The organism is Cyanobium usitatum str. Tous (assembly GCF_963920485.1).
GTDB classification, from domain to species: domain Bacteria; phylum Cyanobacteriota; class Cyanobacteriia; order PCC-6307; family Cyanobiaceae; genus Cyanobium_A; species Cyanobium_A usitatum_A.
Window position 1 is genome coordinate 1,637,072 of sequence record NZ_OY986431.1, and the last position, 25,199, is coordinate 1,662,270.

General features: G+C 65.7%; 26 protein-coding genes and 1 tRNA gene. 17 read left to right on the forward strand and 10 right to left on the reverse strand.

Annotation, left to right across the window (positions count from 1 at the left end; translation table 11 throughout):
* The first annotated feature begins 261 nt into the window (after window positions 1-261).
* From U9970_RS08815 to U9970_RS08830, 4 genes are all read left to right on the forward strand, one after another.
* A complete protein-coding gene (locus tag U9970_RS08815) occupies window positions 262-486 on the forward strand; it encodes a hypothetical protein (protein WP_322763921.1) in 225 nt (74 codons plus the stop codon).
* A 208-nt stretch (window positions 487-694) separates the two neighbouring features.
* The gene (locus U9970_RS08820) at window positions 695-2,134 is read left to right on the forward strand and encodes an ABC transporter substrate-binding protein (protein ID WP_407653112.1); all 1,440 of its coding nucleotides are present in this window, start codon (window positions 695-697) and stop codon (window positions 2,132-2,134) included.
* Window positions 2,131-3,162 (forward strand): ABC transporter permease, encoded by a 1,032-nt coding sequence (locus U9970_RS08825; RefSeq protein ID WP_322763923.1) that lies wholly within the window; start codon window positions 2,131-2,133, stop codon window positions 3,160-3,162. The genes U9970_RS08820 and U9970_RS08825 overlap by 4 nt, the downstream gene beginning before the upstream one ends.
* Before the next feature lie 122 nt (window positions 3,163-3,284).
* Window positions 3,285-4,451: an ATP-binding protein gene (locus tag U9970_RS08830; protein ID WP_322763924.1), complete on the forward strand. Its 1,167-nt coding sequence runs from the start codon at window positions 3,285-3,287 to the stop codon at window positions 4,449-4,451.
* A 3-nt stretch (window positions 4,452-4,454) separates the two neighbouring features.
* Here the strand turns inward: U9970_RS08830 and U9970_RS08835 are convergent, their stop codons facing one another.
* Entirely contained in the window at window positions 4,455-6,053 is a 1,599-nt protein-coding gene (locus U9970_RS08835) for an alpha/beta hydrolase (protein WP_322763925.1), read from the reverse strand.
* Window positions 6,054-6,135: 82 nt separating this feature from the next.
* Here U9970_RS08835 and U9970_RS08840 point away from each other — a divergent pair, with 82 nt between their 5' ends.
* Window positions 6,136-7,395 carry an MFS transporter gene (locus tag U9970_RS08840; RefSeq protein ID WP_322763926.1) on the forward strand — a complete coding sequence of 420 codons (1,260 nt, stop codon included), beginning with the start codon at window positions 6,136-6,138 and terminating at the stop codon, window positions 7,393-7,395.
* Here the strand turns inward: U9970_RS08840 and U9970_RS08845 are convergent.
* Window positions 7,352-7,561: a hypothetical protein gene (locus U9970_RS08845; RefSeq protein WP_322763927.1), complete on the reverse strand. Its 210-nt coding sequence runs from the start codon at window positions 7,559-7,561 to the stop codon at window positions 7,352-7,354. The two genes, U9970_RS08840 and U9970_RS08845, sit on opposite strands and share 44 nt — an antisense overlap.
* Window positions 7,562-7,621: 60 nt before the next feature.
* Entirely contained in the window at window positions 7,622-8,713 is a 1,092-nt protein-coding gene (ychF, locus tag U9970_RS08850) for a redox-regulated ATPase YchF (RefSeq protein ID WP_322763928.1), read from the reverse strand.
* Window positions 8,714-8,756: 43 nt separating this feature from the next.
* Between ychF and U9970_RS08855 the strand changes: the two genes are divergently transcribed.
* Entirely contained in the window at window positions 8,757-9,923 is a 1,167-nt protein-coding gene (locus tag U9970_RS08855) for an efflux RND transporter periplasmic adaptor subunit (RefSeq protein ID WP_322763929.1), read from the forward strand.
* Here U9970_RS08855 and wecB read toward each other — a convergent pair.
* A complete protein-coding gene (gene wecB / locus U9970_RS08860; protein ID WP_322763930.1) occupies window positions 9,920-11,032 on the reverse strand; it encodes a non-hydrolyzing UDP-N-acetylglucosamine 2-epimerase in 1,113 nt (370 codons plus the stop codon). The two genes, U9970_RS08855 and wecB, sit on opposite strands and share 4 nt — an antisense overlap.
* Before the next feature lie 103 nt (window positions 11,033-11,135).
* Here wecB and U9970_RS08865 point away from each other — a divergent pair, with 103 nt between their 5' ends.
* Window positions 11,136-12,317 (forward strand): type IV pilus twitching motility protein PilT, encoded by a 1,182-nt coding sequence (locus tag U9970_RS08865; RefSeq protein WP_322763931.1) that lies wholly within the window; start codon window positions 11,136-11,138, stop codon window positions 12,315-12,317.
* Between the two features lie 27 nt (window positions 12,318-12,344).
* On the opposite strand, the gene U9970_RS08870 is transcribed toward U9970_RS08865, so the two are convergent.
* On the reverse strand, window positions 12,345-12,548 hold the full coding sequence (locus U9970_RS08870) for a chlorophyll a/b-binding protein (RefSeq protein WP_322763932.1): 204 nt from the start codon (window positions 12,546-12,548) through the stop codon (window positions 12,345-12,347).
* Between the two features lie 41 nt (window positions 12,549-12,589).
* Window positions 12,590-13,657, reverse strand: a complete 1,068-nt coding sequence (gene tsaD, locus U9970_RS08875; protein WP_322763933.1) for a tRNA (adenosine(37)-N6)-threonylcarbamoyltransferase complex transferase subunit TsaD — start codon at window positions 13,655-13,657, stop codon at window positions 12,590-12,592.
* Window positions 13,658-13,718: 61 nt separating this feature from the next.
* On the opposite strand from tsaD, the gene U9970_RS08880 reads away from it, so the two are divergent.
* On the forward strand, window positions 13,719-14,213 hold the full coding sequence (locus U9970_RS08880) for a Photosystem I reaction center subunit III (RefSeq protein ID WP_254941330.1): 495 nt from the start codon (window positions 13,719-13,721) through the stop codon (window positions 14,211-14,213).
* A gap of 64 nt (window positions 14,214-14,277) precedes the next feature.
* Entirely contained in the window at window positions 14,278-14,394 is a 117-nt protein-coding gene (gene psaJ, locus U9970_RS08885; RefSeq protein ID WP_254941322.1) for a photosystem I reaction center subunit IX, read from the forward strand.
* A gap of 78 nt (window positions 14,395-14,472) precedes the next feature.
* On the opposite strand, the gene gmk is transcribed toward psaJ, so the two are convergent.
* Entirely contained in the window at window positions 14,473-15,027 is a 555-nt protein-coding gene (gmk, locus tag U9970_RS08890; protein ID WP_322763934.1) for a guanylate kinase, read from the reverse strand.
* A gap of 54 nt (window positions 15,028-15,081) precedes the next feature.
* Here gmk and U9970_RS08895 point away from each other — a divergent pair, with 54 nt between their 5' ends.
* Entirely contained in the window at window positions 15,082-16,746 is a 1,665-nt protein-coding gene (locus U9970_RS08895; RefSeq protein ID WP_322763935.1) for an Rqc2 family fibronectin-binding protein, read from the forward strand.
* Window positions 16,743-17,522 carry a twin-arginine translocase subunit TatC gene (tatC, locus tag U9970_RS08900; protein WP_322763936.1) on the forward strand — a complete coding sequence of 260 codons (780 nt, stop codon included), beginning with the start codon at window positions 16,743-16,745 and terminating at the stop codon, window positions 17,520-17,522. Before U9970_RS08895 ends, tatC begins: the two co-directional genes overlap by 4 nt.
* Here tatC and U9970_RS08905 read toward each other — a convergent pair.
* Entirely contained in the window at window positions 17,519-17,881 is a 363-nt protein-coding gene (locus U9970_RS08905) for a DUF3067 family protein (RefSeq protein ID WP_322763937.1), read from the reverse strand. The genes tatC and U9970_RS08905 overlap by 4 nt on opposite strands.
* Window positions 17,882-18,005: 124 nt before the next feature.
* Between U9970_RS08905 and petC the strand changes: the two genes are divergently transcribed.
* From petC to cobM, 4 genes are read left to right on the forward strand one after another with little or no spacing between them, the layout of a single operon-like run.
* Complete coding sequence (gene petC, locus U9970_RS08910; RefSeq protein ID WP_106501698.1) at window positions 18,006-18,566, forward strand: cytochrome b6-f complex iron-sulfur subunit; 561 nt, start codon at window positions 18,006-18,008, stop codon at window positions 18,564-18,566.
* Between the two features lie 48 nt (window positions 18,567-18,614).
* On the forward strand, window positions 18,615-19,550 hold the full coding sequence (petA, locus tag U9970_RS08915; protein WP_322763938.1) for a cytochrome f: 936 nt from the start codon (window positions 18,615-18,617) through the stop codon (window positions 19,548-19,550).
* Complete coding sequence (gene lgt, locus U9970_RS08920) at window positions 19,547-20,407, forward strand: prolipoprotein diacylglyceryl transferase (RefSeq protein ID WP_322766083.1); 861 nt, start codon at window positions 19,547-19,549, stop codon at window positions 20,405-20,407. The genes petA and lgt overlap by 4 nt, the downstream gene beginning before the upstream one ends.
* Window positions 20,404-21,171, forward strand: coding sequence for a precorrin-4 C(11)-methyltransferase (cobM, locus tag U9970_RS08925; protein WP_322763939.1), 768 nt, complete (start codon window positions 20,404-20,406; stop codon window positions 21,169-21,171). The genes lgt and cobM overlap by 4 nt, the downstream gene beginning before the upstream one ends.
* Window positions 21,172-21,179: 8 nt before the next feature.
* Here the strand turns inward: cobM and U9970_RS08930 are convergent, their stop codons facing one another.
* Window positions 21,180-22,598 carry an FAD-dependent oxidoreductase gene (locus tag U9970_RS08930; RefSeq protein ID WP_322763940.1) on the reverse strand — a complete coding sequence of 473 codons (1,419 nt, stop codon included), beginning with the start codon at window positions 22,596-22,598 and terminating at the stop codon, window positions 21,180-21,182.
* 69 nt (window positions 22,599-22,667) lie between these two features.
* On the opposite strand from U9970_RS08930, the gene U9970_RS08935 reads away from it, so the two are divergent.
* Window positions 22,668-22,739, forward strand: a tRNA-Val gene (locus U9970_RS08935).
* 66 nt (window positions 22,740-22,805) lie between these two features.
* Window positions 22,806-23,558, forward strand: coding sequence for a helix-turn-helix domain-containing protein (locus U9970_RS08940; protein ID WP_322763941.1), 753 nt, complete (start codon window positions 22,806-22,808; stop codon window positions 23,556-23,558).
* Here the strand turns inward: U9970_RS08940 and U9970_RS08945 are convergent.
* Window positions 23,539-25,149, reverse strand: a complete 1,611-nt coding sequence (locus U9970_RS08945; protein WP_322763942.1) for a Ppx/GppA phosphatase family protein — start codon at window positions 25,147-25,149, stop codon at window positions 23,539-23,541. The genes U9970_RS08940 and U9970_RS08945 overlap by 20 nt on opposite strands.
* Between the last annotated feature and the right edge of the window lie 50 nt (window positions 25,150-25,199).

Consider the following 25,199-nt stretch of genomic DNA (forward strand, 5'->3'; position numbering starts at 1 on the left):
CAGCGGGCCTGATTGGCTCCATCAGGTCTCCAAATCGCCATCAGCTGGCCAATGGGGCCAGCGGCAGGCCACAGTGGGTGCACAAATCGAAAGCAATTATTAAGACCCCAGCGGGGTCTGATCTGGAGGGGCCAGCTGCTACTGCAAGCCCTGTCGAGATCCCCACACCCAGGTCGATGTTTGTAGCGAGGCGAACAGTGTTAATCCCCTGTCCCCCGCAGCATCTTCCCAGCAAGCACCAATCAGTTAACCCCTAATCCCATGAACGGCCCCACCTGCTCTAGTGCCCAGGCCTCGAGCACAGTCAACCTGCACCAAGGTGCCTGCGTGCAGCTGGAAAGCGATGAGCAGCTCTACCAAGTGATTGGCGTCGACGACCACCACGACCGCTGCTGGCTGCGCCGCTGGCCCCTGGCGCGTCAGGGATCGGAAGTGTTTGAAATATCCCTGCAACAGGTGCGCCCTGCCTGGCCGCGTCGGTCTTGAATGGCGTTGATTTGACGGCCGCCCCTTGCCCCGCGCTCCGCGGCTAACCCAAACCCTGGCAGCAGCCCTGCTGACCAGCGGCCTGGCCGCTGGCCTAGCTCTCTCCGGCTGCCGGCCCAAGCAGGAGGCGTCGGCCAACCGGCTGGTAGTTGCAAGCAAGAACCGCATCGACACGGTTGATCCCGGCGGCGCCTACACCTTCGGCGCCATGCAGCTGCTGAGCGCGATCGGCGATACGCTCTATGCGATCAATACCGCTGGCCAGCTGGAGCCGCGCCTGGCAGTGGGGCCGCCCAAGCTAAGTGCCGATGGCCTCAAGGCCCAGGTGCAGCTGCGCCAGGACGTGCGCTTCCACGACGGCACGCCGTTCAATGCCGCGGCCATGGTGTTCAGCCTGAAGCGCTTCCTAGCTATCGGCAAGCTCAGCTACCTGCTGGGCGATCGGGTAAGCGCCGCGCGGGCGGTGGGTCCCTACACAATCGAGCTGACGCTCAAGCGCCCCTTCAGCCCCCTGGCCGAGCTGCTCAGCGCCGTCAACCTGACGCCCCTCTCCCCCAGCGCCTACAAAAACCACCGCAATCGCTTCCTCAACGACCGCTTCGTGGGCACCGGGCCCTACCGGCTCAGCTTCTTCACAGGTCAGCAGCAACGCCTAGAGCCCTTTGCGGAGTACTGGGGGGCCAAACCCGCCAATGGCGGCATCGACCTGGTGTCACTCAGTAATTCCACAGCCCTCTACGGCGCCCTGCAGAGCGGCGAGGTGGATGTACTGCTCTCGACCAGCCTCGAAATCGACCAGCAGGCCGCCTTGAAAAGCCAGGCTGCGGCTGGAAGCTTGCGGGAGGGCAGCGGTCCGGCACTGGAGATCGGCTACCTCACCGTGCTCACCGACCAGCCGCCCCTCAACGATCCCCGGCTGCGCCAAGCGGTGGCCTACAGCCTCGATCGCAACACCATCAGCCGCCGGGTAACCCTGGGCCTGCGGCCGCCCCTGCGCGACCTGGTGCCCCCCAGCCTCAAGGGCTCCGACCCCCAGGCCTGGCCCAGCTACAACCCAGCCAAGGCCCGCCAGCTCTATCGCCAGGCCGGTTACTGCCAGGGCAAGCGCCTGGCCCTACCGCTCACCTTCCGCTCCAACATCCCCGCCGACCGGATGTTTGCCCTCACCTGGCAGGCCCAGCTGCAGCAGGATCTGGGCGATTGCGTTGAGCTCGAGGTGACCGGCATGGAGGCCACCACCGCCTACCGCCAGCTGGGGGAAGGGGCCTTCCCGCTCATCCTGCTGGAGTGGATGGGCGACTTTCCCGATGCCGACAACTACTTGGTGCCCTTGCTGGGCTGTGAGAAGGCCCAAGGGGAGCGCTGTCTCAAGGGGGCCAGCGCCGCCAGTGGCAGTTTCTGGGCCAAACCCGGCCTGCAAGAAGACCTTGAGCGCAGCGCTTCTGTAGCCGGCCCCGCCCGCGCCGCCCTGCTGCGCCGCATCCAGCGCCAAACCGCCGCCGCCAACCCCTACCTACCGGTGTGGCTGGTGGCACCGCGGGCCTGGGCCCAGCCCAGCATCAGCCAGCCCCGTTTCGATGGCTCCGGCCGCCTACTGCTACGGGAACTGACCCGTAAGCAGGCTCAGCAAGGGAGCAGCAAACCATGAGTCGCCGCCGGTCCCTATTGCGCTATCTGGCCGCCCGGCTGGCCCTGGCGCCATTGATGTTGTGGCTGATCGCCAGCCTGGTTTTTCTGCTGCTACGGCTGGCGCCAGGGGATCCGATCGACGCCCTGCTCGGCACCCGCGCTCCCGAAAGCGCCCGCGCTGCGCTGCGGGCCCAGCTGGGCCTGGATCAACCATTGCTGCACCAATACGGCAGCTTCCTGGGCAAATTGCTGCATGGCGACCTGGGCGCCTCGCTCACCAACCAGGAACCGGTGACGGAAGTAATTCGCCAAAGCCTGCCGGCCTCCCTGGAGCTGGGGGTGGTGGCCCTGCTGCTGGCTGCAGTTGTGGGTCTAGCGGTGGGCTTTTCCGGCATTGCCCGCCCGGAAGGCAAGCTCGATCTGGCCGGCCGGCTCTACGGCATCGGCACCTATGCCCTACCGCCCTTCTGGGCAGCGATGGTGGTGCAGCTGGTGTTTGCGGTGTGGCTGGGCTGGCTGCCGGTGGGGGGTCGCTTCCCGCCCACCCTGCTGCCGCCGGAGGGCAGCGGTTTCTACCTATTTGACAGCCTGCGCAGTGGCCTGGCCACGGGCGAATGGCAGCTGCTGCTGGGGAGTATGCGCCATCTGGTGCTGCCAGCGGCCACCCTGGGCCTATTGCTCAGCGGCATCTTCGCCAACTCGCTGCGGCTCAATCTGCGCCGCACCCTCGGCTCCGATTACGTGGAAGCAGCCCGCAGCCGCGGCCTGGGCGAGGCCCGGGTGGTGCTGCGCCACGCCCTGCCTAATGCCCTGCTGCCGGTGCTCACGATCACGGGCATCACCGTGGCGTCACTGATCGGCGGAGCGCTGCTGATCGAGATCACCTACTCCTGGCCCGGCATCGCCTTCCGGCTGCAGGAAGCGATCGGCCAGCGCGACTACCCGCTGGTGCAGGGCATAGTGGTGGTGGTGGCCGGCCTGGTGGTGCTGGTGACGGTGCTGGTGGACTTGCTGGTGGCCGTGCTCGATCCGCGCATCAAGTTCTGAGCCTTAACTCTGAGCTTTAAGCCCAGACTTAAAGCCCAGCCTTAAACCTGCAAAAAGATCCTTGCAAATCGGGAGCCACGCTCCTGAAATGCAAGGATAAATAGTGCGAAAGGGGGAAGACCGTGCTGCAGCGGCAGAAGCTCGCCTTGGTGCGAGAGCGGCTGAATCAGTTTCCCGCCGTAGCTCTGCTGGGCCCCAGGCAGGTGGGCAAAACGACCCTCGCGGAACAGATCGCCGCTGATCAACTGAGTCTCTATCTCGATCTGGAATCGCCAGGCGACCGAGCCAGGCTGAGCGACCCCGAGCTGTATCTCAGCAGCCATGCCGACAAGCTGGTGATCCTCGATGAGGTGCAACGGCTGCCCGAGCTGTTTGCCGTGCTGCGGGGCCTGATCGACCAGGGGCGCCGCAGCGGCCGGCGGAGCCATCGCTTTCTGCTGCTGGGTTCCGCCTCCCTCGATCTGCTGCGCCAATCGAGCGAATCACTGGCGGGAAGGATCGCCTATCTGCAACTGGATGGTTTCAACCTGCTGGAGGTGGGAGCGCCGCAGCTGGAGCAGCTTTGGATTCGCGGCGGCTTTCCGGAGAGCTTTCTGGCCAGCGATGAACCTGGCAGCGTGATCTGGCGCAGCAACTTCATTCGCACCTACCTGGAGCGGGACATTCCCCAGCTCGGTGCTCGGATCCCAGCGGAAACTCTGCGGCGCTTCTGGACCATGCTTGCCCACGACCAGGGAGGCCTCTTAAACACCGCCCAGCTGGGCCGGGGGCTGGGAGTGGATGGCAAAACGGCCGCTCGCTACCTAGATCTGCTGGTTGACCTGCTGCTGGTGCGACGGCTGCCACCATTCCACAGCAACACCGGCAAGCGGCTGGTGAAATCACCCAAGGTGTACGTGCGGGACAGTGGCGTGCTGCACACCCTGCTGGGACTGGACAACCGGGAAGCGGTCCTGGGCCACCCGGTGGCCGGCGGCAGCTGGGAGGGCTTCGTGATCGAACAGCTCCTCAGCGTCGCTCCCGAGCGCACACAGGCTTGCTTTTACCGCAGCGCTGCCGGAGCTGAAATGGATCTGGTGCTGGATCTGCCTGGGCCCGAGCGCTGGGCGATCGAGGTGAAACGCGGCCTGGCCGCAAAACCAGGCAAGGGGTTCCATCAGGCCCGGGCCGACCTGCAGCCGCAGCGGAGCTTCCTGGTTTACGCCGGTGACGAGCATTACGAATTCGGCGATGGAATCGAGCGGATCAACCCCAGCCAGCTCTGTACCTTGCTGCAGGCCAGCCGCTGACGCTCACTCCGGCGGCAGCAACCCCTGCCAGCGGCGAGCCTGGTTGCGATCGAGCACGTAAGCCCGGACGCCGTCCTGGTCGCGGCGCTGGGGGGAAAGTAGCAAGGGGTGCTCAAAGCCTTGCAGAAATTCGCTGGTGAGGCTTAGCAGCAGCGCCTGGACCTTTAGGGGCTCGATGCCCACCAGCTCCTCACCGAGTCGAAACAAGGCTTCGCCCCGGTTGTCGATACGCACCGGTGAGAAATGGCTAGCACCCTCCACCAACACCAGCCGGCTGCGGGGATGGGTGGCACCAGCAAAAACGGCCAGCTGCTCCTGCACCGGGGGGGTCACCAGATCGAGACTGCCGCCCACCAGCAGCACCGGCACGTTGAGATCTTGCAGGCCGCGGTGGGGCCAAAGCAGGCTGCCGAAACCATTGAAGGCAAGCACTCCCAGCAAGGGCGTGGCCTGGGGCCGCAAGGGACCTGCGCTGGCGGCGCCATCACCGGTGATCCGAGGCAGCTGGCACTGCAGCAGCCGCGAAAGGTTGGTGAGCGGCAGGGTCGCCAGGGCCAGCTCACAGCGGCGACCCAGGCCCCGCTCCGGCACCAAGCCAGCCCCCATCAGCGCAGCCAGGCCACCAAGCGAGTGCCCCCCCAGCACCACCCCCTGCTCCCCCGCCGGCGCCGGGCCTAAACCCGGCAGCTGGCCCTCCCGCTGGGCCTCGAGCACGGCCTGCAGATCTGCCAGGCGCTGGGGCAGGGCTTCGGCCCCGGGGGGCGGGGCATCACCAAGCAGCGACGCCTGCAGTGCCTGCTGGTCGCTGCCGGGGTGGACCACTACCAACACGGGCCAACCCCGATCGGCCAGAGCCGCAGCCAACCAGCTGAGCTGGTCGGCGCTGCCGCCCAGGCCCGGCATCAGCAGCAGCCAAGGACCACGGCGGGCCTGCTGAGCAGGCCACAGCTCCAGCGGCAGGGGCGCCACCCGATGGGGCACCGGCAGCTGCAGGCGCTGGGGCTGGCGCCGCACGGCGCTCGTAAACCCCAAAGGACTGGAACTTCGCTGGGGCAGGGGCAGCTGGCGCAACCGCTCCAGGGCAGTGTTTTGCCGCTGCAGCTGGCTGCGCCACTGGCCAGCCAGCTGCAGCGCCCCATCGAGGCGCAGGGTGACGCTGGCCACAGGCAGGGCGCGCAGCAGCTCAAGTGCGGAGACGCTGCTCTGCCGCTCCAACAACTGACGCAGGCTGCTGAGCAGCAGCGGAGCCGTACTGCGGCCAGCAGGGCCGGTGGTGAGCAGGCTGCCGGCCTCCTTAAGCATCTGCTCACCGGTCCAGCTGTTGAGCAGTTGCAGCCCAAAGCTGCGATCTCGCAGCAGCGGCGCCTGCAGCAAGCGCACTAGGTCGCGGCGACTCTGGGGCTCCAGCAGATTGAGCCACGCTTTCAGGTCGTTAGCTGCCTGCTCGGGCTGGCGAGTCCAGGACTCCAGGGCGACCAGGTCGATGGGCAGCGCCAGGCCATCGAGTTGCAGCACCAACTCCTCGGCAGCCCGAGCCGGCATGCAGCCCATGGCCAGAGCTCCGGTGAAGCAACACCAGCAACGCAACGAGCTACGAGCCAAGGCCATGGGCGGGGGGTGCTTATTCTCTCGCCCCAGGGCCGCTAAGGGGCGCCAGACTCCCCTCACCTAGTTAACGGCCCGTTTGCGCCCCTTCCGTTCCGCCAGTCCGCCGCAGTCCGGCTGGCTGGCCCAGTTTCCGGCGGCGCTGCGCCAGGTGGCCCTAGTGCGACTAGTGGCTTCGTTTGGAGCCGGTGGGGTGCTTTACCTAACGCCGATCGTGTTCCACCAGGCGGCCTTCAGCGCCCAGGCGGTGACCCAGGGCTTAGCGCTGGCGGCGCTGGCGGGCACGGCTGGTCGTTTTTTGAGCGGCATGCTGCTGGATCGGGGCCTGGCCTGCTCGATACCGGTGCTACTAGCTGCCCTGGCAGCCCTGCTGGGGGATCTGCGGCTGCTCGGCACGGCCAGCTTCCCGGGCTACGTGCAGGGGCAATTGCTGATCGGCATCGCTGCCGGCCTCTACTGGCCGGCGGTTGAGCTGGCGGTGCCCCTGGGCTGCCGCATGGGGCCTGCCCCGATTCCCACCGCCCGCGGCTATGCATTGGTGCGCAGCGCCGATGCGGCTGGGATTGCGGCTGGAGCCCTGCTAGGGGCGCTGCTGGCCGCAGCCGGCCGGCTGCGGGGCATCTACCTGATCGACATCATCTGTCTGCTGGTGGTGGTAGTGCTGCTGCTCAGGCAGCCCCTGCAGCGGACTAGCCCTGCCAGCTTCGATCCAGCCGACCACACCCCCTGGCGCCAATGGTTGCCGCCACTGCTGCCGCTACTAGCGATCAGCCTGCTGGCCACCTCGCTGCCGGCACTGATGCAGAGCGCCCTGCCCCTGGATCTGGTGCGCGGCGGCCTGGCGCGGGCGGCCATGCCGGAAAGCTTGGGGGCGCTGCTGGTTGGTCTGCAGCTGGGCGTGCTGGTGCTGATCCAGTGGCCGGTGGGTCAGGCCCTGGCTAAGCGTCCAATAGCGCACGGGCTGGGGCTGAGCCTGGCCTGCTTTGCCATGGGCACGGTGCTGCTGGCCTTTTCTGCCCTCAGCAGCCAGGGGCTTTGGCTGGTGCTGCTGGCCCAGCTGCCCCTGGCCCTGGGGGCAGCTGCCTTTCTGCCGATTGCCACCGCAGCGGTGATCGAGCTCAGCCCCAGGGAGCACCAGGGCTTGGCCATGGCCCTGTTTTCCCAATGTTTTGCCCTGAGCGCCCTAGGGGCGCCGCTGCTGGCCGGCGTGGCCCTCGATGCCCAGAGCCACGCCGGTGGCTTCTGGATCGGCATGACCCTGCTGTGCCTGGCAGGCCTCAACCTGGTGAAGCGGCTCAGGCCGAGGCCGGCGGTTGTTCGCGAGCGGAGGCCTGCTTAGCCACCCAGGCCTCGTGGGGCAGGGGCTCGGTGCCGTATTCCCAGTCGTCGTAGTCGGGATCGTTGCGGATCTTTTGGTGCAGCTCCTTCTGCGCGTCGAAATCGTGGGGATGGCCAACGTCCACGGCTTCTTCGGGCTGAGGGTTGGTTGGTTGGGGGGTAGTCATGGCTTGTCTCTCAGCAAATCCATTCTGAAGCAGGTTCAGACTTGGTGAACGGCCCCGGGCTCACACGTTGAACAGAAACTCCATCACGTCACCCTCAGCCACCACGTACTCCTTGCCTTCAGCCCGCAGCCAGCCCTTGGTGCGAGCTTCCACCAGCGAGCCCGCCTCGAGCAGCTGCTTATAGCCGATGGTCTGGGCGCGGATGAAGCCGCGCTCGAAGTCGGTGTGAATCACGCCAGCGGCCTGGGGGGCGGTCATGCCGGCCTGGATGGTCCAGGCGCGGGTTTCCTTCTCACCGGTAGTGAAATAGGTGCGCAGCCCCAGCAGGTCGTAGGTGGCGCGGATCAGGCTCTGCAGGCCGCCCTCCCCTACCCCGAGACCCGCCAGGAATTCGGTGCGATCCTCCTCGGGCAGCTCAATCAATTCGGCCTCCACCTGGGCTGAGATGCGCACCGTGCCCGCCCCCTCCTTCACGGCTAGCGCGGCCACCTCCTCGCAGTAGGCGTTGCCAGAGGCCAGATCGTCTTCGCTGACATTGGTGGCATAGATGATCGGCTTGGCGGTGAGCAGCCCCAGAGGCTTGAGCAGCGGCGCCTCCTCCTCGCTTATATCCACATTGCGGGCGGCACCGCCGGCCTCCAGCTCCACCTGGATGCGCTCGAGGACGGCATCTTCAAGCTGGGCCTCCTTGCTGGTGCGCACCTGCTTCTTGAGCCGCTCGCGGCGCTTCTCCACCTGGGAGAGATCGGCCAGGCCCAGCTCCAGGTTGATCACCTCGGCATCGCGGGCCGGCCCCACCGAGCCACTCACATGGATCACGTCATCGTTTTCGAAGCAGCGCACCACGTGCACGATTGCGTCCACCTCGCGGATGTTGGCCAGAAACTTGTTGCCAAGACCCTCTCCCTGGCTGGCCCCCTTCACCAGCCCGGCGATATCAACAAATTCCACCCGGGTGGCAATGATCTCCTTGCTGGAGCTGAGTGCAGCCAGCTGGTCAAGCCGGGGGTCTGGCACGGAAACCACACCAGAATTCGGCTCGATCGTGCAGAAGGGGTAGTTGGCGGCTTCGGCCTGGGCGTTGGCGACCAGGGCATTGAACAGGGTCGATTTGCCGACGTTGGGCAGACCGACGATTCCGGCTTTAAGCATCACCGAAATCTACGGGCCGCAGGTCGAGGCGCCAGCAGCGAAAATGGACCTATCTGCCCCCAGCCCAATTTCCACCCCCACTTCAGTGCCGGCGATTTCCAGCTCGCCGCGCCGGCCCTGGCAGCGTCGGCGGCTTTGGGCCGCGGCCGCCGCAGGGCTTGTGCTCGTAGCTGGCATCGGCCTGGTGCAGCGACAGCGCGGCACCAGCCAGGCCAATCTCGAGCCGTACACCGTTGTTGCAGCTGGCGGCGACCTGCCTGGGGTAGTGAGTGCCAGCGGCGAACTTGAAGCCGAAAAGCGCGTGAACGTCAGCCCCAAACGGCAGGGGGTGATCCAGGAGCTCTACGTGGAGGAGGGGGACCCGGTGGACCGCGGCCAGGCCCTAGCTCGGATGGATCGAGGCGACCTAGACGAGCGGCTCGCCGAGCTGCGGGCCCAGTTGCGCTCAGCCCAGGCCCAGCTGGCCCGCAGCCGCAGCGAGCTGGAGCGCAACGAGCGGCTCTACCGCCAGAACGCCATCAGCCTTAGCGACTTCAACAGCGTGCGCAGCACCTTCCTGGTGGACCAGGCGGCCGAACAGGCCGCCCGCCAGCGCTTGACCGCCCGTGAAGTGGAGCAAGCCGACCTAGTGGTGCGGGCACCGTTCGCTGGGGTGGTGACCCAGCGCTTCGCCGATCCAGGTGCCTTTGTGACCCCTACCACCACCGCTTCTGCCACCGCCGGCGCCACCAGCTCCTCGATTGTGGAACTGGCCCAGGGCCTGGAGGTGGTGGCCAAGGTGCCGGAAAGCGACATTGGCCGCGTGCAGCTGGGCCAGAGCGCCACGGTGCGAGTGGATGCCTTTCCCGATAAAAGCTTTGCAGCACGGGTCAAGCGCGTCACCCCCCGGGCCGTGAAGATCAACAACGTCACCTCCTTCGATGTGGTGCTGCGCCTGGTTGGCGAGCCCCCCCAGCTGCGCATCGGCATGACTGCCGACGTCGGCTTCCAGACAGGCCAGGTGCAGGCCGACACCCTGGTACCCACCGTGGCGATCGTCACAGAGGCGGGGCGGCCGGGCGTGCTGCTGGTGGGCAAGAAAAACCAGCCCACCTTCCAGCCGGTGGAGCTCGGCATCAGCAGCGGCAAGGAGACCCAAATTCTCTCCGGGCTCAAAAGCGGCACCCGGGTGTTCATCGACCTGCCGCCCTGGGCCAAGAAGCGCCCCTAGCCGGCCAGGAACGTGCGGGCAGCCTCCACTATCCGCCCCGAAGCCTGGCCGTCGCCAAATGGGTTGTGGGCCCGGGCCATGGCCTCATAAGCCGCCGGATCATCCAGCAGGCGGCTGGCCTCGGCCACGATGTCGGCGCTGTCGGTGCCAATCAGCTTGGCCGTGCCCGCCTCCACAGCCTCGGGGCGCTCAGTGGTTCGGCGCAGCACCAGCACCGGTTTTCCCAGCGATGGTGCCTCCTCCTGCAGGCCCCCCGAATCGCTCAGCACCAAGGTGGAGCCGCGCATCGCCGCCACCAGCTGGTCGTAATCGAGGGGTTCCACCAGGAAGGCCCGCGGATGGTCGCCGAGCAGGGCTTGCAGCGGTTCGCGCACGGTGGGATTGCGATGCAAGGGCAGCAGCAGGGCCGTATCGGGATAGAGCTCGAGCAGCTCAAGGAAGCCGCGGCCGATGTCCTGGAGGCGCTCACCCCAGTTTTCACGCCGGTGCACCGTGGCCAGAATCACCCGCTGCTTCTCAAAATCGAGGCTGGGCAGGGTGTAGGGGGGCGCCTGCTCGGCCATCAACAGCAGGGCATCGATCACCGTATTGCCGGTGGTCAGCACCGTGCCCACCACCCCTGATGCCCGGCAATTAGCGGCCGAGAGGGCCGTGGGGGCGAAGTGCAGCTGGGCCAGCTGGGAGATCAGGCGCCGGTTGGCTTCTTCCGGGAAAGGGTCGAGCAGGTTGTCGGTGCGCAGACCGGCCTCCACGTGCCCCACCGGAATCTGCTCGTAGAAGGCCGCCAGGGCCGAAGCGAAGGCGGTGGTGGTGTCGCCCTGCACCAGCACCAGATCGGGTCGATGCTCGCCAAATTCCTGTTGCAGCCCCTGCAGCGCGCCGCAGGTGATGTGGGTGAGGGTCTGCTTGGGAGCCATCAAGGCCAGGTCGTGGTCGGCCGTCAGGCCAAACAGGGCCATCACCTGGCTCACCATTTCGCGGTGCTGGCCGGTGAGCACCACCCGAGTGCGGAAATCGTCGGCCTGCTGAAAGGCCCGAATCACCGGTGCCAGCTTGATGGCCTCCGGACGGGTGCCCAGCACGATCGTGACAAGGGGCTTGGACACCAAAGCGCTGCAGACCGTTTGATCCTACGAAGGTCGTCAGCAAAGGGTCTGGGGCTGACAGAAGCCGCCGCAGCAGCGAAGCTGGGCAGATATCCGGTGACCGCAGATGACGACTTCACCCTTTCCTCCCTCTCCCTTTCCCCCGTCACCTTTCCCGCCCGCCGCAGCACCCCCTGCCCCCACCGCAGACAGTGGAACTGCCCCCACCCGGGTAGATAACGGCAGCCAGCCCGACAACCTCGAAGGCATCGTGCGCATCGCCAACGAGAGGGGCTACTCCGACGTGCACCTAGGAGTTGGAGAGGAACCCCGCTTCCGGGTCCGGGGGGAGATGGCTGGCACCGGTTGGCCCGTGACTGATGCGGCCACCTTCAGCGGCTGGATGAAAGAGATGCTCAGCCCCGTCGAGATCGACGGCTTCCAACGCGACAAAGAATTCGACGGCTCCCACGCCTTTCCCTTTGTGCGAGTGCGCATCAACCTGTTGGATTCGTTGCGGGGGCCGGCGATGGTGCTGCGGCTGATCCCCCAAAAGATCGCCACCATGGAAGATCTCAACCTGCCATCAGTGCTCAAGGAGCTGGCGGCCCGGCCCAAGGGAATGATCCTGGTTACGGGCCCCACCGGCTCCGGCAAGAGCACCACCCTGGCCGCGATGATCGACTGGATCAATCGCAACATGTGCCGCCATATTCTCACCATTGAAGATCCGGTCGAATTCGTACACGAAAGCCGCCAGTCTTTGATTAGGCACCGGGAGGTGGGTCAGCACACCAAGGTGTTCCACAACGCCCTGCGGGCAGCCCTTCGGGAGGATCCAGATGTAATCCTGATTGGGGAAATACGCGATCAAGAGACCCTGGCCACAGCGATCGAGGCCTCCCAGACAGGTCACTTGGTGTTTGGCACCTTGCACACAAACTCAGCCGTCAAAACTGTGGAACGGGTGCTGGGGATGTACCCCCCCAGCGAACAGGACAGCGTCCGGCGTGCAGTTTCAGAATCACTGCTCGGCGTGATAGCCCAGGGACTGCTTAAAACAACCGACGGTAAACGTGCCGCTTATCACGACATCTTGATCAACACCGACGCCTGCAAGGACTATATCCAGCGAGGCGAACTCGATGAGATCGAGGAGATCATGAAGCGCAGCGCTTTGGATGGCATGCAAACCGCCAATCAGGCCTTGCAGCAATTGGTGGAAGCCAACCGGGTTACGCCAGAGGACGCCTTAGCCCAAAGCCTCAAGCCCAACGAACTGGCTCAAGCGTTTCGCGGTCGCACCTAGGCAGCGCAGAGGTGCGGCAAAGATTTGCTAGTGGCTCGCCAGGCGGGCCACTAGCAACACCGATAAGCCCACCGACAGGCCCACCATTGCCAGCCGGCCGTTCCAGATCTCGGCTTGCGGGGTAATTCCCCGGCGCCAGGCGTTGAGCTCAGTGGCACTCACTGGCTCAAACCCGTCGGGCACCTGATCGATATCGACGGTTTCTTGAAGCTCGCGGTTGAGGGTGGTCATTGAGCCGCACCAAATACCGGAAGGAATTCACTTTACGCCGATTAAAAGCACGGTTGTGATTCGTAAAGCAAGCCGGCCTGCTCTAGGGGTAGCCGAGCAGCCACGCTCAGGTCAAGGCAGCTGCTCTGGCCGCCGGCCAGGCGCTGGGCCCCAGCCACCCCGATCATGGCGGCGTTATCGGTGCAGTAGGCCAGCGGAGCAACCCGCCAGGCCAGGCCATCGAGCCCGCAGCGCTGCTCCAACAGTTGCCGCAGCCGCCGATTGGCGGCCACGCCACCCACCAGCACCAGCGTGCCCAGGCCCTGCTCGCGAGCGCAGCGGCAACTGCGCTCCACCAACACTTGGGCCACCACCTGCTCAAAGCTGGCCGCTAGATCAGCCAGCGGCAACGGCTCGTTGCCTGCCTGGTGCTCAGCCTCCAAAGCGCGCACCAGGCGCAGCATCGCCGTTTTGAGGCCGCTGAAACTGAAGTCGTAGGGATAGAAGCCGCCCTCCGGCCGCGACACCCGGCCCTTGGGCAAGGCAAAGCGAAGGGGGTCGCCGTTTTGCCCAGCCGCCTCAATCGCCGGACCACCCGGGTATCCGAGCCCGAGCAGGCGGGCCACCTTGTCGAAAGCTTCGCCGGCGGCATCGTCGTGGCTGCGGCCCAAGCGGACATAGCGACCAGGCCCATCCACCCGCAGCAACTCGGTGTGGCCGCCGCTCACCAGCAGCACCAGGTAGGGACCGGGGGGCAGCGGCTCGCCCAGCTGCACCGAGCAGAGATGACCTTCCAGGTGGTGAACGGCCACAAAGGGCTTGCCATGCAGCCTCGCCAGGGTGCGGCCCGTGACCGAGGCCACCAGCAGGGCCCCCACCAGGCCCGGGGCGGCGGTGGCGGCGATGCCATCGAGCTCGGCCATGGTCACACCGCTGTCGCGGCACACCTGCTCAATCAGCTGGGGCAGGGCCTCGACGTGGCGCCGCGAGGCGATTTCCGGCACCACGCCCCCCCAGCGGGCGTGCTCTTCAACCTGGGAGGCGACGGCACTGGCCAGCACCGTCTGATCGCGCACAATCGCTGCCGCTGACTCGTCACAACTTGTTTCGAGGGCCAGAACCAATGGCATTGGACTTCAACAGCTCCCGTACTGTCCAGAAGTGTCATCCTGCCCCGCGGCCTTGCGTCCGATGCGCCGTCTTTTCTCCCGCCGACTCTTCGCGGTTCTGCTCTCCGCCTTCCTGTTGCTCGGCTTCGCCCCTGCGGCCAAGGCTGACGTGGCAGGGCTGACCCCCTGCTCCGAGAGCGCCCGCTTCCAGCAGCGCGCTGCTACCGCCAAAACCGATCAGGCCAAGGCGCGCTTCGCGATGTACAGCCAGGCCGTATGCGGTGCCGATGGCCTGCCCCACCTGATCGTTGATGGTCGCTGGAACCATGCCGGTGATTTCATGATCCCTGGCATTGCCTTCCTCTATATCGCTGGCTGCATTGGCTGGGCTGGTCGCAACTACCTGCGCGCCATCCGCGGCGACAAGGATGCCGCCATGAAGGAGATCCAGATCGATCTGCCCTTGGCATTCAAGAGCACCCTGGCAGCCGCCACCTGGCCCCTAGCAGCCTTCGGCGAACTCACCAGCGGCAAGCTGCTCGAATCCGACGACAAGGTCACTGTTTCTCCTCGCTGAGCAGTTTCCCCCCGCTAAGGGTTCTTAGCCCTGCCAGTCCTAGACGCCTCTCTAATTTTTCATCATGAAAAAGTTCCTCACCACCGCTCCGGTCTTTGCTGCCATCTGGTTCACGGCCACGGCAGGAATTCTGATCGAATTCAACCGCTTCTTCCCCGACTTGCTATTCCATCCCCTCTAAGCAGCCCCTTCTGATCAGCCATTTCTGATCAGCGGCGGCCCCCTCGGGGCCGCTTTTTTTTGTCCGAGACCAGCTGCCTTAGCCCAGCAGCTGCTCAAGCTCAGCTAACGCCTGCTCCAGTTCGCCGTTAACAAGCACCGCGTCAAATTCTGGCGCCGCAGCCAGCTCGACCTTGGCCCGCTGCAGCCGCCGGCCAATCGCCTCCTCGCTGTCAGTGCCGCGGCCGCGGATACGCCGCTCCAGCTCCTCAAAACTGGGGGGTTCGACAAAAATCTGGAAAGCCTCGGCAAAGCTTTGGCGCACCTGGCGTGCCCCCTCCAGCTCGATCTCAAGCAGCACGGGCCTTCCTGCAGCGAGCTGGGCCTGCACCGGTTGGCGGGGGGTGCCGTAGAGGTTGCCGGCAAATTCGGCCCACTCCAGAAACCCGCCCTCAGCCACCTGGCCTTCAAAGGCGTCGCGCGACAAAAAGAAGTAGTGCTGGCCATCCAGCTCACCGGCGCGGGGGGCGCGGGTGGTAGCTGAGATCGATAGCCAGATCTCCGGATGAAGTAGCAGCAGCCTCTGCACCAAGGTGCCCTTGCCGACTCCACTTGGGCCGGTGATCAAGGTGAGACGGCCGGGCAAGGCGCTCATGGCGGGCGACAGCTCTGGCCTGCAGAGTAGAAGCCACCCTCCCGCCTGCAGGCATTGGACGTCACGACCCTGCGGGCGGTGCTGGCCGAATGGCGGCCGCTACTGCTGCCAAGTCGCTTCGAGAAGGCCCAACAGGCCAGCCCCCAGGCCCTGCAGATCGGCCTGCGCAGCCTTAGCGGTAACCACTGGCTCGAGCTCAGCTGGCAGGCGGAAGCGGCTCGGCTGCACACAATCCCGCCGCCACCACGCCAAGGGGATGGCAGCACCCTGGCCCAGCAGCTGCAGCACGGCCTCAAGGGTCTGGCCCTCATAGAAATCCAGCAGCAGGGCTGGGAGCGGGTGGTGGAGCTCGGCTTCGCCAGGCGTCCCGGTGAGCCCGTGCTGCGCTGGCTGGTGGTGGAGCTGATGGGCCGCCACAGCAACCTGCTGCTGCTCGACGCCGACCGCCAGGTAGTGGCCCTGGCCCGCCAGGTGAAACCCCAGCAATCACGCCTGCGGCCAATCGGCACCGGCGACCCATACCAACCGCCCCCGCCCCTGGCGGGCGAGCCGCCACGGCTGGAAGAGAGCTTTGCAAGCTGGCAGCGCCGACTGCGCCTAGTGCCCCTGCCCCTGCAGCAGGCCCTGCGCGATGCCTACCAGGGCATTAGTCCGGCCTTAGTGCGCCAGCTACTGCCATGCGGCTGGGGCGAACTGGCCGTGGACAGCATCAGTCCGGAGCAATGGCAGCAGTTGTGGCAGGGCTGGCGGCAGTGGCTTGAAGCCGTGCAGCTGGGTCGATTCAGCTGGCAGCTCGAACCGGCCGGCTACCGCTGCTGGGGTGGATCCAGCGGCCATACCCCGGCCGCAAATCCCACCCTGGCAATCAATCAAGGCCTAGCCGCCTATTTCAGCGAGCAACTCGGCGCCCAGGTGCTTGCTCAGCAGCGCCAGCAGCTGCAGCACCGCTTGCAGGCCACAGTCGAGCGCGAAAGCCGCCAGGCCAGCGAGCAGCAAGCCCTGCTGGATGCGGTGCCTGAAGGGGAAGCTCTGCAGCGCCGCGCCGATGCCCTGCTCAGCCAGCTCCAGCCGAGCCGCCAGTGCATCGAAGAGGCCCAGAAGCTCTACAAAACCGCCCGCAAGCGGCGGCGCTCGGTGGCGGCGATCACCCCCAGGCTGGAGCTGCACAGGCAGCGGTTAGCAAGCCTCGAAGCCAGCCTCACCTACCTCGAGCAGGCCGACAGCCTCGAGCAGGTGAGCAGCCTGGCTGCCGAGCTCGAAGCCCTGCTGGCTGAGCGCGGCCAGCGCAAGAGCGCGGGGGGTCGCCAGAGCCGGCGGGCTGGGGCGATCGAGGGGGTGCCCCAGCCCCTGGAGCTGCACACACCTTCCGGCTTGCCCATCCAAATTGGCCGCAACCATCGCCAAAACGAATGGATCGCCTTTCGCCAAGCGCGCCGCGGCGATCTCTGGTTCCACGCCCAGGAGCTGGCCGGCAGCCATGTGGTGCTGAAAAGCTCGGAGCGACTGGCCAGCGATGCGGATCTGCAGGCCGCAGCCGATCTGGCCGCCCACTACAGCAGGGGCCGGGGCAACCGGCGGGTGCCGGTGGTGATGGTGCCCACCGAGGAGTTGCAACGCATTCCTGGTGCAGCGCCCGGTACCGTGCGCCATCGTGGCGGCTCCGTGCTGTGGGGAGAACCTCAGCGGGCTCTTAGCTTGCTGACGGAGCAGAAACGATGAGCGCCGAACCCGAAATCTCAGCCAACCGCCTCGCCGCGCCCGAAACGGGGCCTGGAGAATTTCCAGCCGAAGTGGAGATGAGCCTGGTGGACCATCTCGAGGAGCTACGCCGCCGCGTGCTGCGCAGCCTGCTGGCGGTGGTGGTGGCGGCAGCAGCCTGCCTCGTCGCCGTTAAACCATTGGTGCGGCTGCTGGAAGTGCCAGCGGAGGGCATCCGCTTTCTGCAGCTGGCCCCGGGCGAATTTTTGTTTGTGTCGTTCAAAGTGGCGGGCTACGCCGGGCTCACCTTGGCCCTGCCCTACGTGCTCTACGAGGGTCTGGGATTCGTGCTGCCCGGTCTTACCCGGCGGGAGCGGCGGCTGGTGGCCCCTGCGGTAGCTGGCTCGGCGGTGCTGTTTGCGGCGGGACTGGCCTTCGCCTGGTGGGCGCTGGTGCCCGCAGCCCTGCGCTTCCTGGTGAGCTACGGCGCCGATGTGGTCGAACCGAGCTGGTCGATCGAGCGCTACCTCGACTTCGTGCTGCTGCTGATGGTGGCCACCGCGCTGGCATTTCAACTGCCGGTTCTGCAGTTGTTGCTCGGCGCCCTTGGCCTGGTTAAGGCCAAGCCCATGCTGGCGAGTTGGCGCTGGGTGGTGTTGGCAAGTGCCCTGGCGGGGGCCGTGTTGACCCCCTCCACCGACCCCGTAACGATGCTGCTGCTCTCCGGGGCGATCACGGCCCTCTACCTAATCGGCGTTGGCTTGGTGGCCTGCACCGAACGGCTGCGGCCCGCCTAGAGCAAAAATTCGCTGGCCCGGCCGGCCGGGATCTCCAAGGCCAGACCCATCGCCTTTCCCTGCCTCGGCTTATCGGAGGTGGTGCCCAGCCAGCTGCGCACCTGCTCGGCCACGCCTAGGCCGTTCAGCAAACCCACCAGTTCCTCGAGCTTGCTGCGGTAGCCCTCCTCCGTGAGCGGAAAGGATTGCTGCTCTAAGTAGGCCCACATCACCTGTAGATAGAGCCGGCCGCGACGCTGCACCAGCTGCAGGTCGTAGGAAACCTGCCAACGGGTTTGCAGCAGATCCCAAACCTCTTGCGCAGACAGGGGCGCACCTGGCTCAGGGGCTGGGGGGAGGGCACTGGAGGGCAGGGACACGCCCGAGCTCACGCGACGGATTGCACAACAGCATGTTGCAGGCCCAGCGGCAGGCCGGCTGCACCGCCCCGGAGCCGCACATGCAAGGTTCATAATGGGCGCCTCATTGTCCAGGCGCGTCTTCATGACCCAGATGCCAGCGAGCGCTTCAAATAGCGCCTCCAACGGTGATGTGCCCGGCATGGGCCGCCGGCAGTTCATGAACCTGCTGACCTTCGGGTCTGTGACCGGTGTGGCCCTGGGAGCCCTCTATCCAGTGGCTCGTTATTTCATCCCCCCCAAGGCGGCGGGCGGCGGCGGCGGCACCACCGCCAAAGATGAGCTTGGCAATAGCGTCACCGCCAGCGGCTGGCTCAGCAGCCACAAGGAGGGCGATCGCAGCCTGGTGCAGGGCCTCAAGGGAGATCCCACCTACTTGCTCGTTGAGGGCAATGACGCCATCGGCAGCTACGGCATCAACGCCATCTGCACCCACCTGGGCTGCGTAGTGCCCTGGAACAGCGGCGCCAATAAGTTCATGTGCCCCTGCCACGGCTCCCAGTACGACGCCACCGGCAAAGTGGTGCGCGGTCCAGCGCCCCTCTCCTTGGCCCTGGCTCACGTCTCTGTAGACAACGACAACGTCTTTCTTAGCCAGTGGAGCGAAACCGACTTCCGCACCGGCGACAAGCCCTGGTGGGCCTGATTACCCCGATCCAGCTTTTCTTCTCCCTGTCTGTCGCCTGATCTCGTGATGCGTCGTTCCCTTTCCCTGCTGCTCGGCTCCCTAATCGCCTTCGCCGTGCTTTTGACCGGCGCCAGCCCCAGCTGGGCCTATCCCTTCTGGGCCCAGCAGAACTACGCCAGCCCCCGGGAGGCCACCGGCAAAATCGTTTGCGCCAACTGCCACCTGGCCAAAAAGGCCACCCGGGTGGAAGTGCCCCAGGCCATTTTCCCTGACACGGTGTTTAAGGCCGTGGTGGAAATCCCCTACGACGCCAGCGTTCAGCAGGTGGCTGGTGATGGCAGCCGCGCCGGTCTCAACGTCGGCGCCGTGGTGATGCTTCCAGATGGCTTCACCCTTGCCCCGCAAGACCGTCTCAGCGAGGAGCTGAAGGAGGAAACTGCCGGCATCTACTACACCCAGTATTCCGACGACCAACCCAACATTCTGTTGGTGGGCCCGATCTCCGGTGATGAGCACCAAGAGATCGTTTTCCCGATTCTCTCTCCTGATCCCGCCACCGACAGCAGCATCCACTTCGGCAAATACCAGCTGCATGTGGGCGGCAACCGTGGCCGCGGCCAGGTGTATCCCACCGGCGAGAAGAGCAACAACGGCGTGTTCAACGCCCCCGTAACTGGGACGGTGTCAGCAATCACTGCCGGTGATAACGGCGCTTCCCTGGTGGAGATCACCGCCGCAGATGGCACTACAGCCACCGAAACCGTGCCGGCTGGCCCCACTGTCTTGGCGGCTGTTGGTGATGCAGTAGTTGCCGGTTCACCGATCACCAACGACCCCAACGTGGGTGGCTTCGGCCAGATTGATGCCGAGGTGGTGCTGCAAAACCCTGTGCGCATCTACGGTTTGCTGGCTTTCTTTGCCGCAATCGCCCTGGCCCAGATCCTGCTGGTGCTCAAGAAGCGCCAGGTTGAAAAGGTTCAGGCTGCTGAAGGCTTGATCTGAGCAGCGTGCTTGCCACCTTCACCTCCCCGGGGCCCCTGGTTTTCCAGCTGGGCCCCTTTGCCTTGCGCTGGTACGGCCTGCTCATCGCCGTGGCCGTCTTGCTGGGTCTCAGCCTGGCCACCCGGCTCGGCCGGGCTCGAGGCATTGAGCCCTCCCTGATTGCCGATCTCCTGCCCCTGATGGTGCTTGGGGCCGTGATCGGGGCCCGCATCTACTACGTCGCCCTCGAGTGGCGCCAGTATTCCGGCAACTGGCTAGAAGCGATCGCGATTTGGCGTGGAGGCATCGCCATCCACGGCGCCCTGCTGGGCGGCGCCCTGGCCACGATGCTGTTCTGCCGCTGGCGCCGGCAGCCCTTCTGGCAGCTGCTCGATGTGCTGATGCCCGCCGTGGCCCTTGGCCAGGCGATTGGCCGCTGGGGAAATTTCTTTAATTCCGAGGCCTTCGGCTTGCCTACGGATCTCCCTTGGAAACTGCAGATCCCCGCCGCCAGCCGCCCAGCCGAATTTCTTGAGCAGCTCTACTTTCATCCCACCTTCCTCTACGAATCCCTTTGGAATCTGGGGGTGTGTGCCCTACTGCTGGGGCTATTTCGGGCCGCCAGTCGCGGCCGTATTCAGCTGCTGCCTGGAGCACTCAGCTGCGTATATCTGATGGCCTACAGCAGCGGGCGGGTGTGGATTGAAGGGCTACGCCTCGACCCCCTCTGCCTGCTCTCCGAGCCGCCCTTCTGTGATGGCGGTCTGCGCATGGCCCAACTGGTCAGCCTGCTGTTGATTGCCCTTGGCGGCCTGGGCCTCTGGTGGCTCTACCGCCGCCACCGCCCCCTGCCCGACCCCAGTGGAGTAGCCACTTGAATAACAAGCCTGTCTGGATAGTTGGTGCCGGGCCCGGCGCACCCGACCTGCTCACCCTGCGCGCCGCCCGCCTGCTGGAGCAGGCGGAGGTTTTGGTGTGGACCGACTCCCTAATCAATCCCCAGATCGCAGCCCTGGCACCCGAGTGCTGTGAGCAGGTGCGCACCAGCACCCTCACGCTGGAGCAGGTGATGGAGGTGGTGCTGGATCGGGCCCGGGCCGGCAAAACCGTGGTGCGGCTCCACGATGGGGATCCCTGCCTCTATGGCGCCATCGCCGAGCAAATTTGCCGACTGGCCGATGCAGGTATCGGCGTGGAGGTGGTGCCCGGCTTGAGTGCTTACCAGGCCACCGCATCGGCCCTGCAGAGCGAGCTCACCATCCCTGGCCTGGTGCAGACGATCGTGCTGAGCCGCGCTGGCGGACGCACCGGCGTGCCGGAGCGGGAGGCCCTGGAGCGGCTTGCAGCCCTGCGCGCTTCCCTTTGCCTCTACCTCAGTGCTCGCCATGTGGAAGAGGTGCAAACCGAGCTGCTGCGCCACTACCCCGCCGACACTCCCGTAGCCATTGGCTACCGGGTGAGCTGGCCTGATGAGTGGATCAAGGTGGTTCCCCTGGCCGAGATGGCCCGGGTGAGCCAGGAACGGCAGTTGATCCGCACCACCCTCTACGTGGTGAGCCCGGCGCTGGCGGCGCCGGCGGAGGCCCGTTCTCGCCTCTACTCAGCAAGCCACAATCACCTATTCCGCGGCGGCGCTAGCTGAAAAAGGCATCAGCCCGTCTCGCCATAAAGCTCCCGGGCCAAGCGCTGCCGATCGAAGCCACAGCCCAGGCGCTCGACGATCGCCTCCAGGTCCCGGGCGGCATTACCCAAGCAGCAGGTGCCCCCAGGGGAAGGGGTGACGTTGAAGACAAGGCCGGGCCGGGCCGCGATGCTGGCCTCACCGAGCATCAGCTTGCGGTTGGCCTTATCGATCAGCTGGGGGCGCACGCCGCCATAGCCCTCAGCGAAGCTGAGATCCTCGAGGCGCATGTCGGGCACGATCTTGCGAGCATCTGCCAAAAACAAGCGCCGCCGCAGCCAGGGCACCTCGAATAGCAAGTTTTTGAAGATGTAATTGCGGATATCGGCGATGCGAAAGAGCTGCCAGAACACGGCCAGCACGGCCCAATCGAGCCGGAGCACCTTCAGAAACTCCCAGAACGAAGCGGGCTTGTAGCGCTCCAGCAGCGGCAGCAGCAGGGCGGTGGGGCCAAAGCGGGTTTTGCCAGGGGCGCGCACGTCCGGGTCGCCGTGGATGGCGGCAAAGGGCAGCTTGTCGTTCTGCACGGTGTAAACCTTGCCCCGGAGCAAATCCGGCGTGAAGTAGAAGCTGCCGGCCACCGGCAGGCAGGAATACTCCAGTCCGTAGCCCATGCGCTGGGCCATCAGCAGGCTGTGGGCTCCGGCATTCACCACCACGTGCCGAGCCCACACCGAGCGGGGATCCTCCCCGGCGGCGCTGGAGCAGCCTGGGGTGGGGGCCAGTTCCACCCGGTAGCCATCGCCCTCCGGCGTAATCGCGACCACGCTGGTGCCTAGCTGCACCGTGAGCTGGCGCTCACTGCCGGCCACGCCCTTCTTGGCCTGGGCCACGAACGAGGCGGAGAGCTCCTCGTAATCCACGGCGGTGTATGTGCGGCGGATGCCGATCGCCACCAGCTCCTCCGGGCGCAACTCCCCCTGCACCAGTCCCACCTGGGGCTCCCACTCGGCGATCTGCGGCTTCTCGAGCAGCTCCATCGCCGGAAAGTGGGGTGAAAAGCGCTCAAAGCGCTCCCGCAGGAAGGTGCACTCTCGCTCGCCCACACCCAGCACCATTTTGGGAGTGCGAAAAACGCAGCGCTCGCGGCTGGCTGGATCAAGCAGCTCGGCGTAGTTCACGATCATCTCGGCGGTGCGCTTCACCCGCACCGCCTTCTCGAGCGTGTAGTTGGTCTCAATGTCGCCGCAGTGGATCGTCTGGCTGTTGTTGGTGGCCTTGGAGTTCACCCGAGCTAGGGCGTCGTAGCGCTCCACCAGCAGGATGCGGCCCAAATCGGTGTAGCGGGCCAGCTCAAACAGCAGGGCCGTGCCGCACACCCCGCCTCCAACGATCAACACATCTAAAGATGCTGGCTTGGGATCCGCTGCTTCGGGGTTGGCGCTCACGCAATGCGACTGGCTCTTAGCCCATGGTGACCGATCGACTGCCTGTGGTGTTTTAAGCTCTGGGGGTGCGGGCGATTAGCACAGCGGTAGCGCACTTCCTTCACACGGAAGGGGTCACTGGTTCGAATCCAGTATCGCCCATTTCAATGGCTGGACTGCATCAAATTTGCCTGCAGAATGTCTATATCTGCTGAGCTTGCTGTTCTGGTGTCGGATTCCCCCAACCCCGAGGCCTTATCCGCCCTGCGCTGCATCGGTCAGACGCTGCGCCAGGGCCGGGAGGGCCAAGGCCTCGAACTGGCCGTGCTGGCAGCCCGCCTAAACATGGGAACCGAACAACTTCAGGCCCTGGAGGAAGCAGACGCCAGTCGCTTGCCGGAACCGGTGTTTGTGATCGCCCAGGCCCGCAGAATCGCCAGCAGCCTGGCCATCAATATCGATGGCCCCCTGCAAACCCTGCGCGATAGCGGCCAGTTTCAGACCAAGCCGATCAAGGTGGCCGAACTGACCCAGCGCGCCCCAACCAAACCGGCACAAACCAGCGGCCGACTGGCCATCACAGCAGCAATCCTGGTCGCCCTCAGCGCCGCCGGCGCCGCGGGCTGGCAGCAGTGGCAGCGTCACCAGGCCCGCCCAACCGAGCCGCAAGCCCAGCCCCAGCTGCTGACTGAGATTCCCCCAGTAGTTAGAGACAGAGAAAGCGGCAGCGACAGCCTCGAGCCCGATCAGCTGCAACTGACGAGCAGCCAGCCCAGCTGGCTCGAAATAAAAACAAAAACCGGCACCACTCTGTTCCGTGGCACCTTCACAGGTGAGCGGCGCTTCCCCCTTGGCCAAGGGCTAGAGGTGCTGGCCGGGCGTCCCGATCTAGTGCGCACTCAAATAGGTGGCGGTGCTGCCCAACCAATGGGAGCCATTGATCAGGTGCGTTGGCGCAGCTTCAAGGCTCCGGCACCCTGAGACCAAGGCCGCAGGATTCCTGCACCACTTCGGCGCAAGAGCGCAGGCTCCAGCGCTCCAGGCTGAGATCCGGAGCTTGCTCGCCGGGGGCGGCCGCGAGGGGCTCCAGGTCAACACAAACCGCGTTTTGCCTTGATGTCACCTGCAGGGTCGCAATCACCGCAGCGGGCCGGCGATCTAGGGCCGCCGCCAGGCGCAACAGCAAGGCCATCGACGTAACGATGCTGCGCTGGTCGCGGTCTTCGATCAGCTGCCACGACTCATGGCGCTTCTTCGGCAGGCTGCGGCGGTGATAGCGGCCAATGGCCGCCACCATCAGGTGCTCGGATTCGGAGTAGCCCAGCAGCTCGCCGTGGCGGATCAAATACCAGCTGTGCTTGTGATAAGCGGAGATATTGATGCTCTTGCCACAGGTGTGCAACTGGGCGGCGGCCCAGAGCAGCTCCCGGCCCGGGCCCTCGTCATGGTGCAGCAGCCCCCGCGACTGGTCGTAGAGGCTGAGGGCATGGGCGGCCACCCGATCGGCCCGGGCCCGATCGACACCAAAGCACTGGGCCAGGTGCAGCACGGTGCGCTGGCGAATAGTGCTCTGGAAGGCGAAGCGATCTCCCAGCAGGCCGTTGCGCAGCATCCAGTCCACGATCAGGCCCTCCCGCAGGGCCCGATCGCAAACCACCAGCTCCCGCACGCCCAGCATCGCCATCGCCGTCTGCAAAATCAGGGCGCCGGGCACGATAATTTCGGCCCGGCGATCATTGATGGCGGGCAAGGCGCGGCGCTGCTCCGGCGTCATCGCCAGGAGCCGGGCAGTGAGCTGGTCGATGCGCTCGCGGCTGAGCCGATAGCCCTGCAGCTTCAGCGGCGGCTTGGGATCTTCAGCAGCCGCCAGGGCAGCTAGGGCCATGGCCGTGCCGCTAGTGCCCACCATCAGCGGCTGTTCGTCCCGCCGCAGCGCCGCCTTCACCTCAGCTACCGCAGGGTCGAGGGCACCCTGGATGTATGCCTGCAGGAAGGTGCGACGTTCAACCGGGAGGGGGTCCTGCTGACAAAACTCCCGCTGCAGGCGCACCGCGCCGATGCGGGTGCTGCTGAAGGAGCGGCCGTCGCGGCCATCGGCCAGCACCAATTCGGTGGAACCGCCACCGATATCAATGATCAAGTGGGGCTGGTCGCCGAAAGCCATGCCCGAAAGCACACCCAGATAGATCAGCCGGGCCTCCTCGGGCCCGCTTACCAGATCCACCTCCAGGCCCAGTTGCTCCTGCAGCGCCACCAAAAAATCCCGGCCGTTGGGGGCCTCTCGCACGGCGCTGGTGGCCGCCGTGACGATCTGCTCCACCCCATGGCTAAGGGCCAGATCGCGATCGTGGCGCAGGGTGCGGAAAGCTCGCTCGATCGCCTCGGCACTGAGGTCACCGCTATGGGGATCCCTTTCGCCGAGCCGGGTGGTGGCCTTCTCAGCCAGCACCACGCTGAAGCTGCTCAGCTCCGGATCCACCTCTGCCACCAGCAGGTGAATCGAGTTGGTGCCGATGTCGATCGCCGCCACCCGACGGCGACCGGCCTGCTGAAGGTTGGGGGCCTGAACCATCGAGCTCGGCAACTGCCGCAGGGGCGTTACTTTGCCACCCACTGCCCATC

What these genes read in the sequence shown, in the direction of transcription:
- U9970_RS08815 (WP_322763921.1), top strand. Translation starts at nt 262, where the DNA reads ATGAACGGCCCCACCTGCTCTAGTGCCCAGGCCTCGAGCACAGTCAAC.
- U9970_RS08820 (WP_407653112.1), top strand. Translation starts at nt 695, where the DNA reads ATGCAGCTGCTGAGCGCGATCGGCGATACGCTCTATGCGATCAATACC.
- U9970_RS08825 (WP_322763923.1), top strand. Translation starts at nt 2,131, where the DNA reads ATGAGTCGCCGCCGGTCCCTATTGCGCTATCTGGCCGCCCGGCTGGCC.
- U9970_RS08845 (WP_322763927.1), bottom strand. Translation starts at nt 7,561, where the DNA reads ATGACTACCCCCCAACCAACCAACCCTCAGCCCGAAGAAGCCGTGGAC.
- ychF (WP_322763928.1), bottom strand. Translation starts at nt 8,713, where the DNA reads ATGCTTAAAGCCGGAATCGTCGGTCTGCCCAACGTCGGCAAATCGACC.
- U9970_RS08855 (WP_322763929.1), top strand. Translation starts at nt 8,757, where the DNA reads ATGGACCTATCTGCCCCCAGCCCAATTTCCACCCCCACTTCAGTGCCG.
- U9970_RS08865 (WP_322763931.1), top strand. Translation starts at nt 11,136, where the DNA reads ATGACGACTTCACCCTTTCCTCCCTCTCCCTTTCCCCCGTCACCTTTC.
- U9970_RS08870 (WP_322763932.1), bottom strand. Translation starts at nt 12,548, where the DNA reads ATGACCACCCTCAACCGCGAGCTTCAAGAAACCGTCGATATCGATCAG.
- tsaD (WP_322763933.1), bottom strand. Translation starts at nt 13,657, where the DNA reads ATGCCATTGGTTCTGGCCCTCGAAACAAGTTGTGACGAGTCAGCGGCA.
- U9970_RS08880 (WP_254941330.1), top strand. Translation starts at nt 13,719, where the DNA reads ATGCGCCGTCTTTTCTCCCGCCGACTCTTCGCGGTTCTGCTCTCCGCC.
- psaJ (WP_254941322.1), top strand. Translation starts at nt 14,278, where the DNA reads ATGAAAAAGTTCCTCACCACCGCTCCGGTCTTTGCTGCCATCTGGTTC.
- gmk (WP_322763934.1), bottom strand. Translation starts at nt 15,027, where the DNA reads ATGAGCGCCTTGCCCGGCCGTCTCACCTTGATCACCGGCCCAAGTGGA.
- tatC (WP_322763936.1), top strand. Translation starts at nt 16,743, where the DNA reads ATGAGCGCCGAACCCGAAATCTCAGCCAACCGCCTCGCCGCGCCCGAA.
- petC (WP_106501698.1), top strand. Translation starts at nt 18,006, where the DNA reads ATGACCCAGATGCCAGCGAGCGCTTCAAATAGCGCCTCCAACGGTGAT.
- petA (WP_322763938.1), top strand. Translation starts at nt 18,615, where the DNA reads ATGCGTCGTTCCCTTTCCCTGCTGCTCGGCTCCCTAATCGCCTTCGCC.
- U9970_RS08945 (WP_322763942.1), bottom strand. Translation starts at nt 25,149, where the DNA reads ATGGTTCAGGCCCCCAACCTTCAGCAGGCCGGTCGCCGTCGGGTGGCG.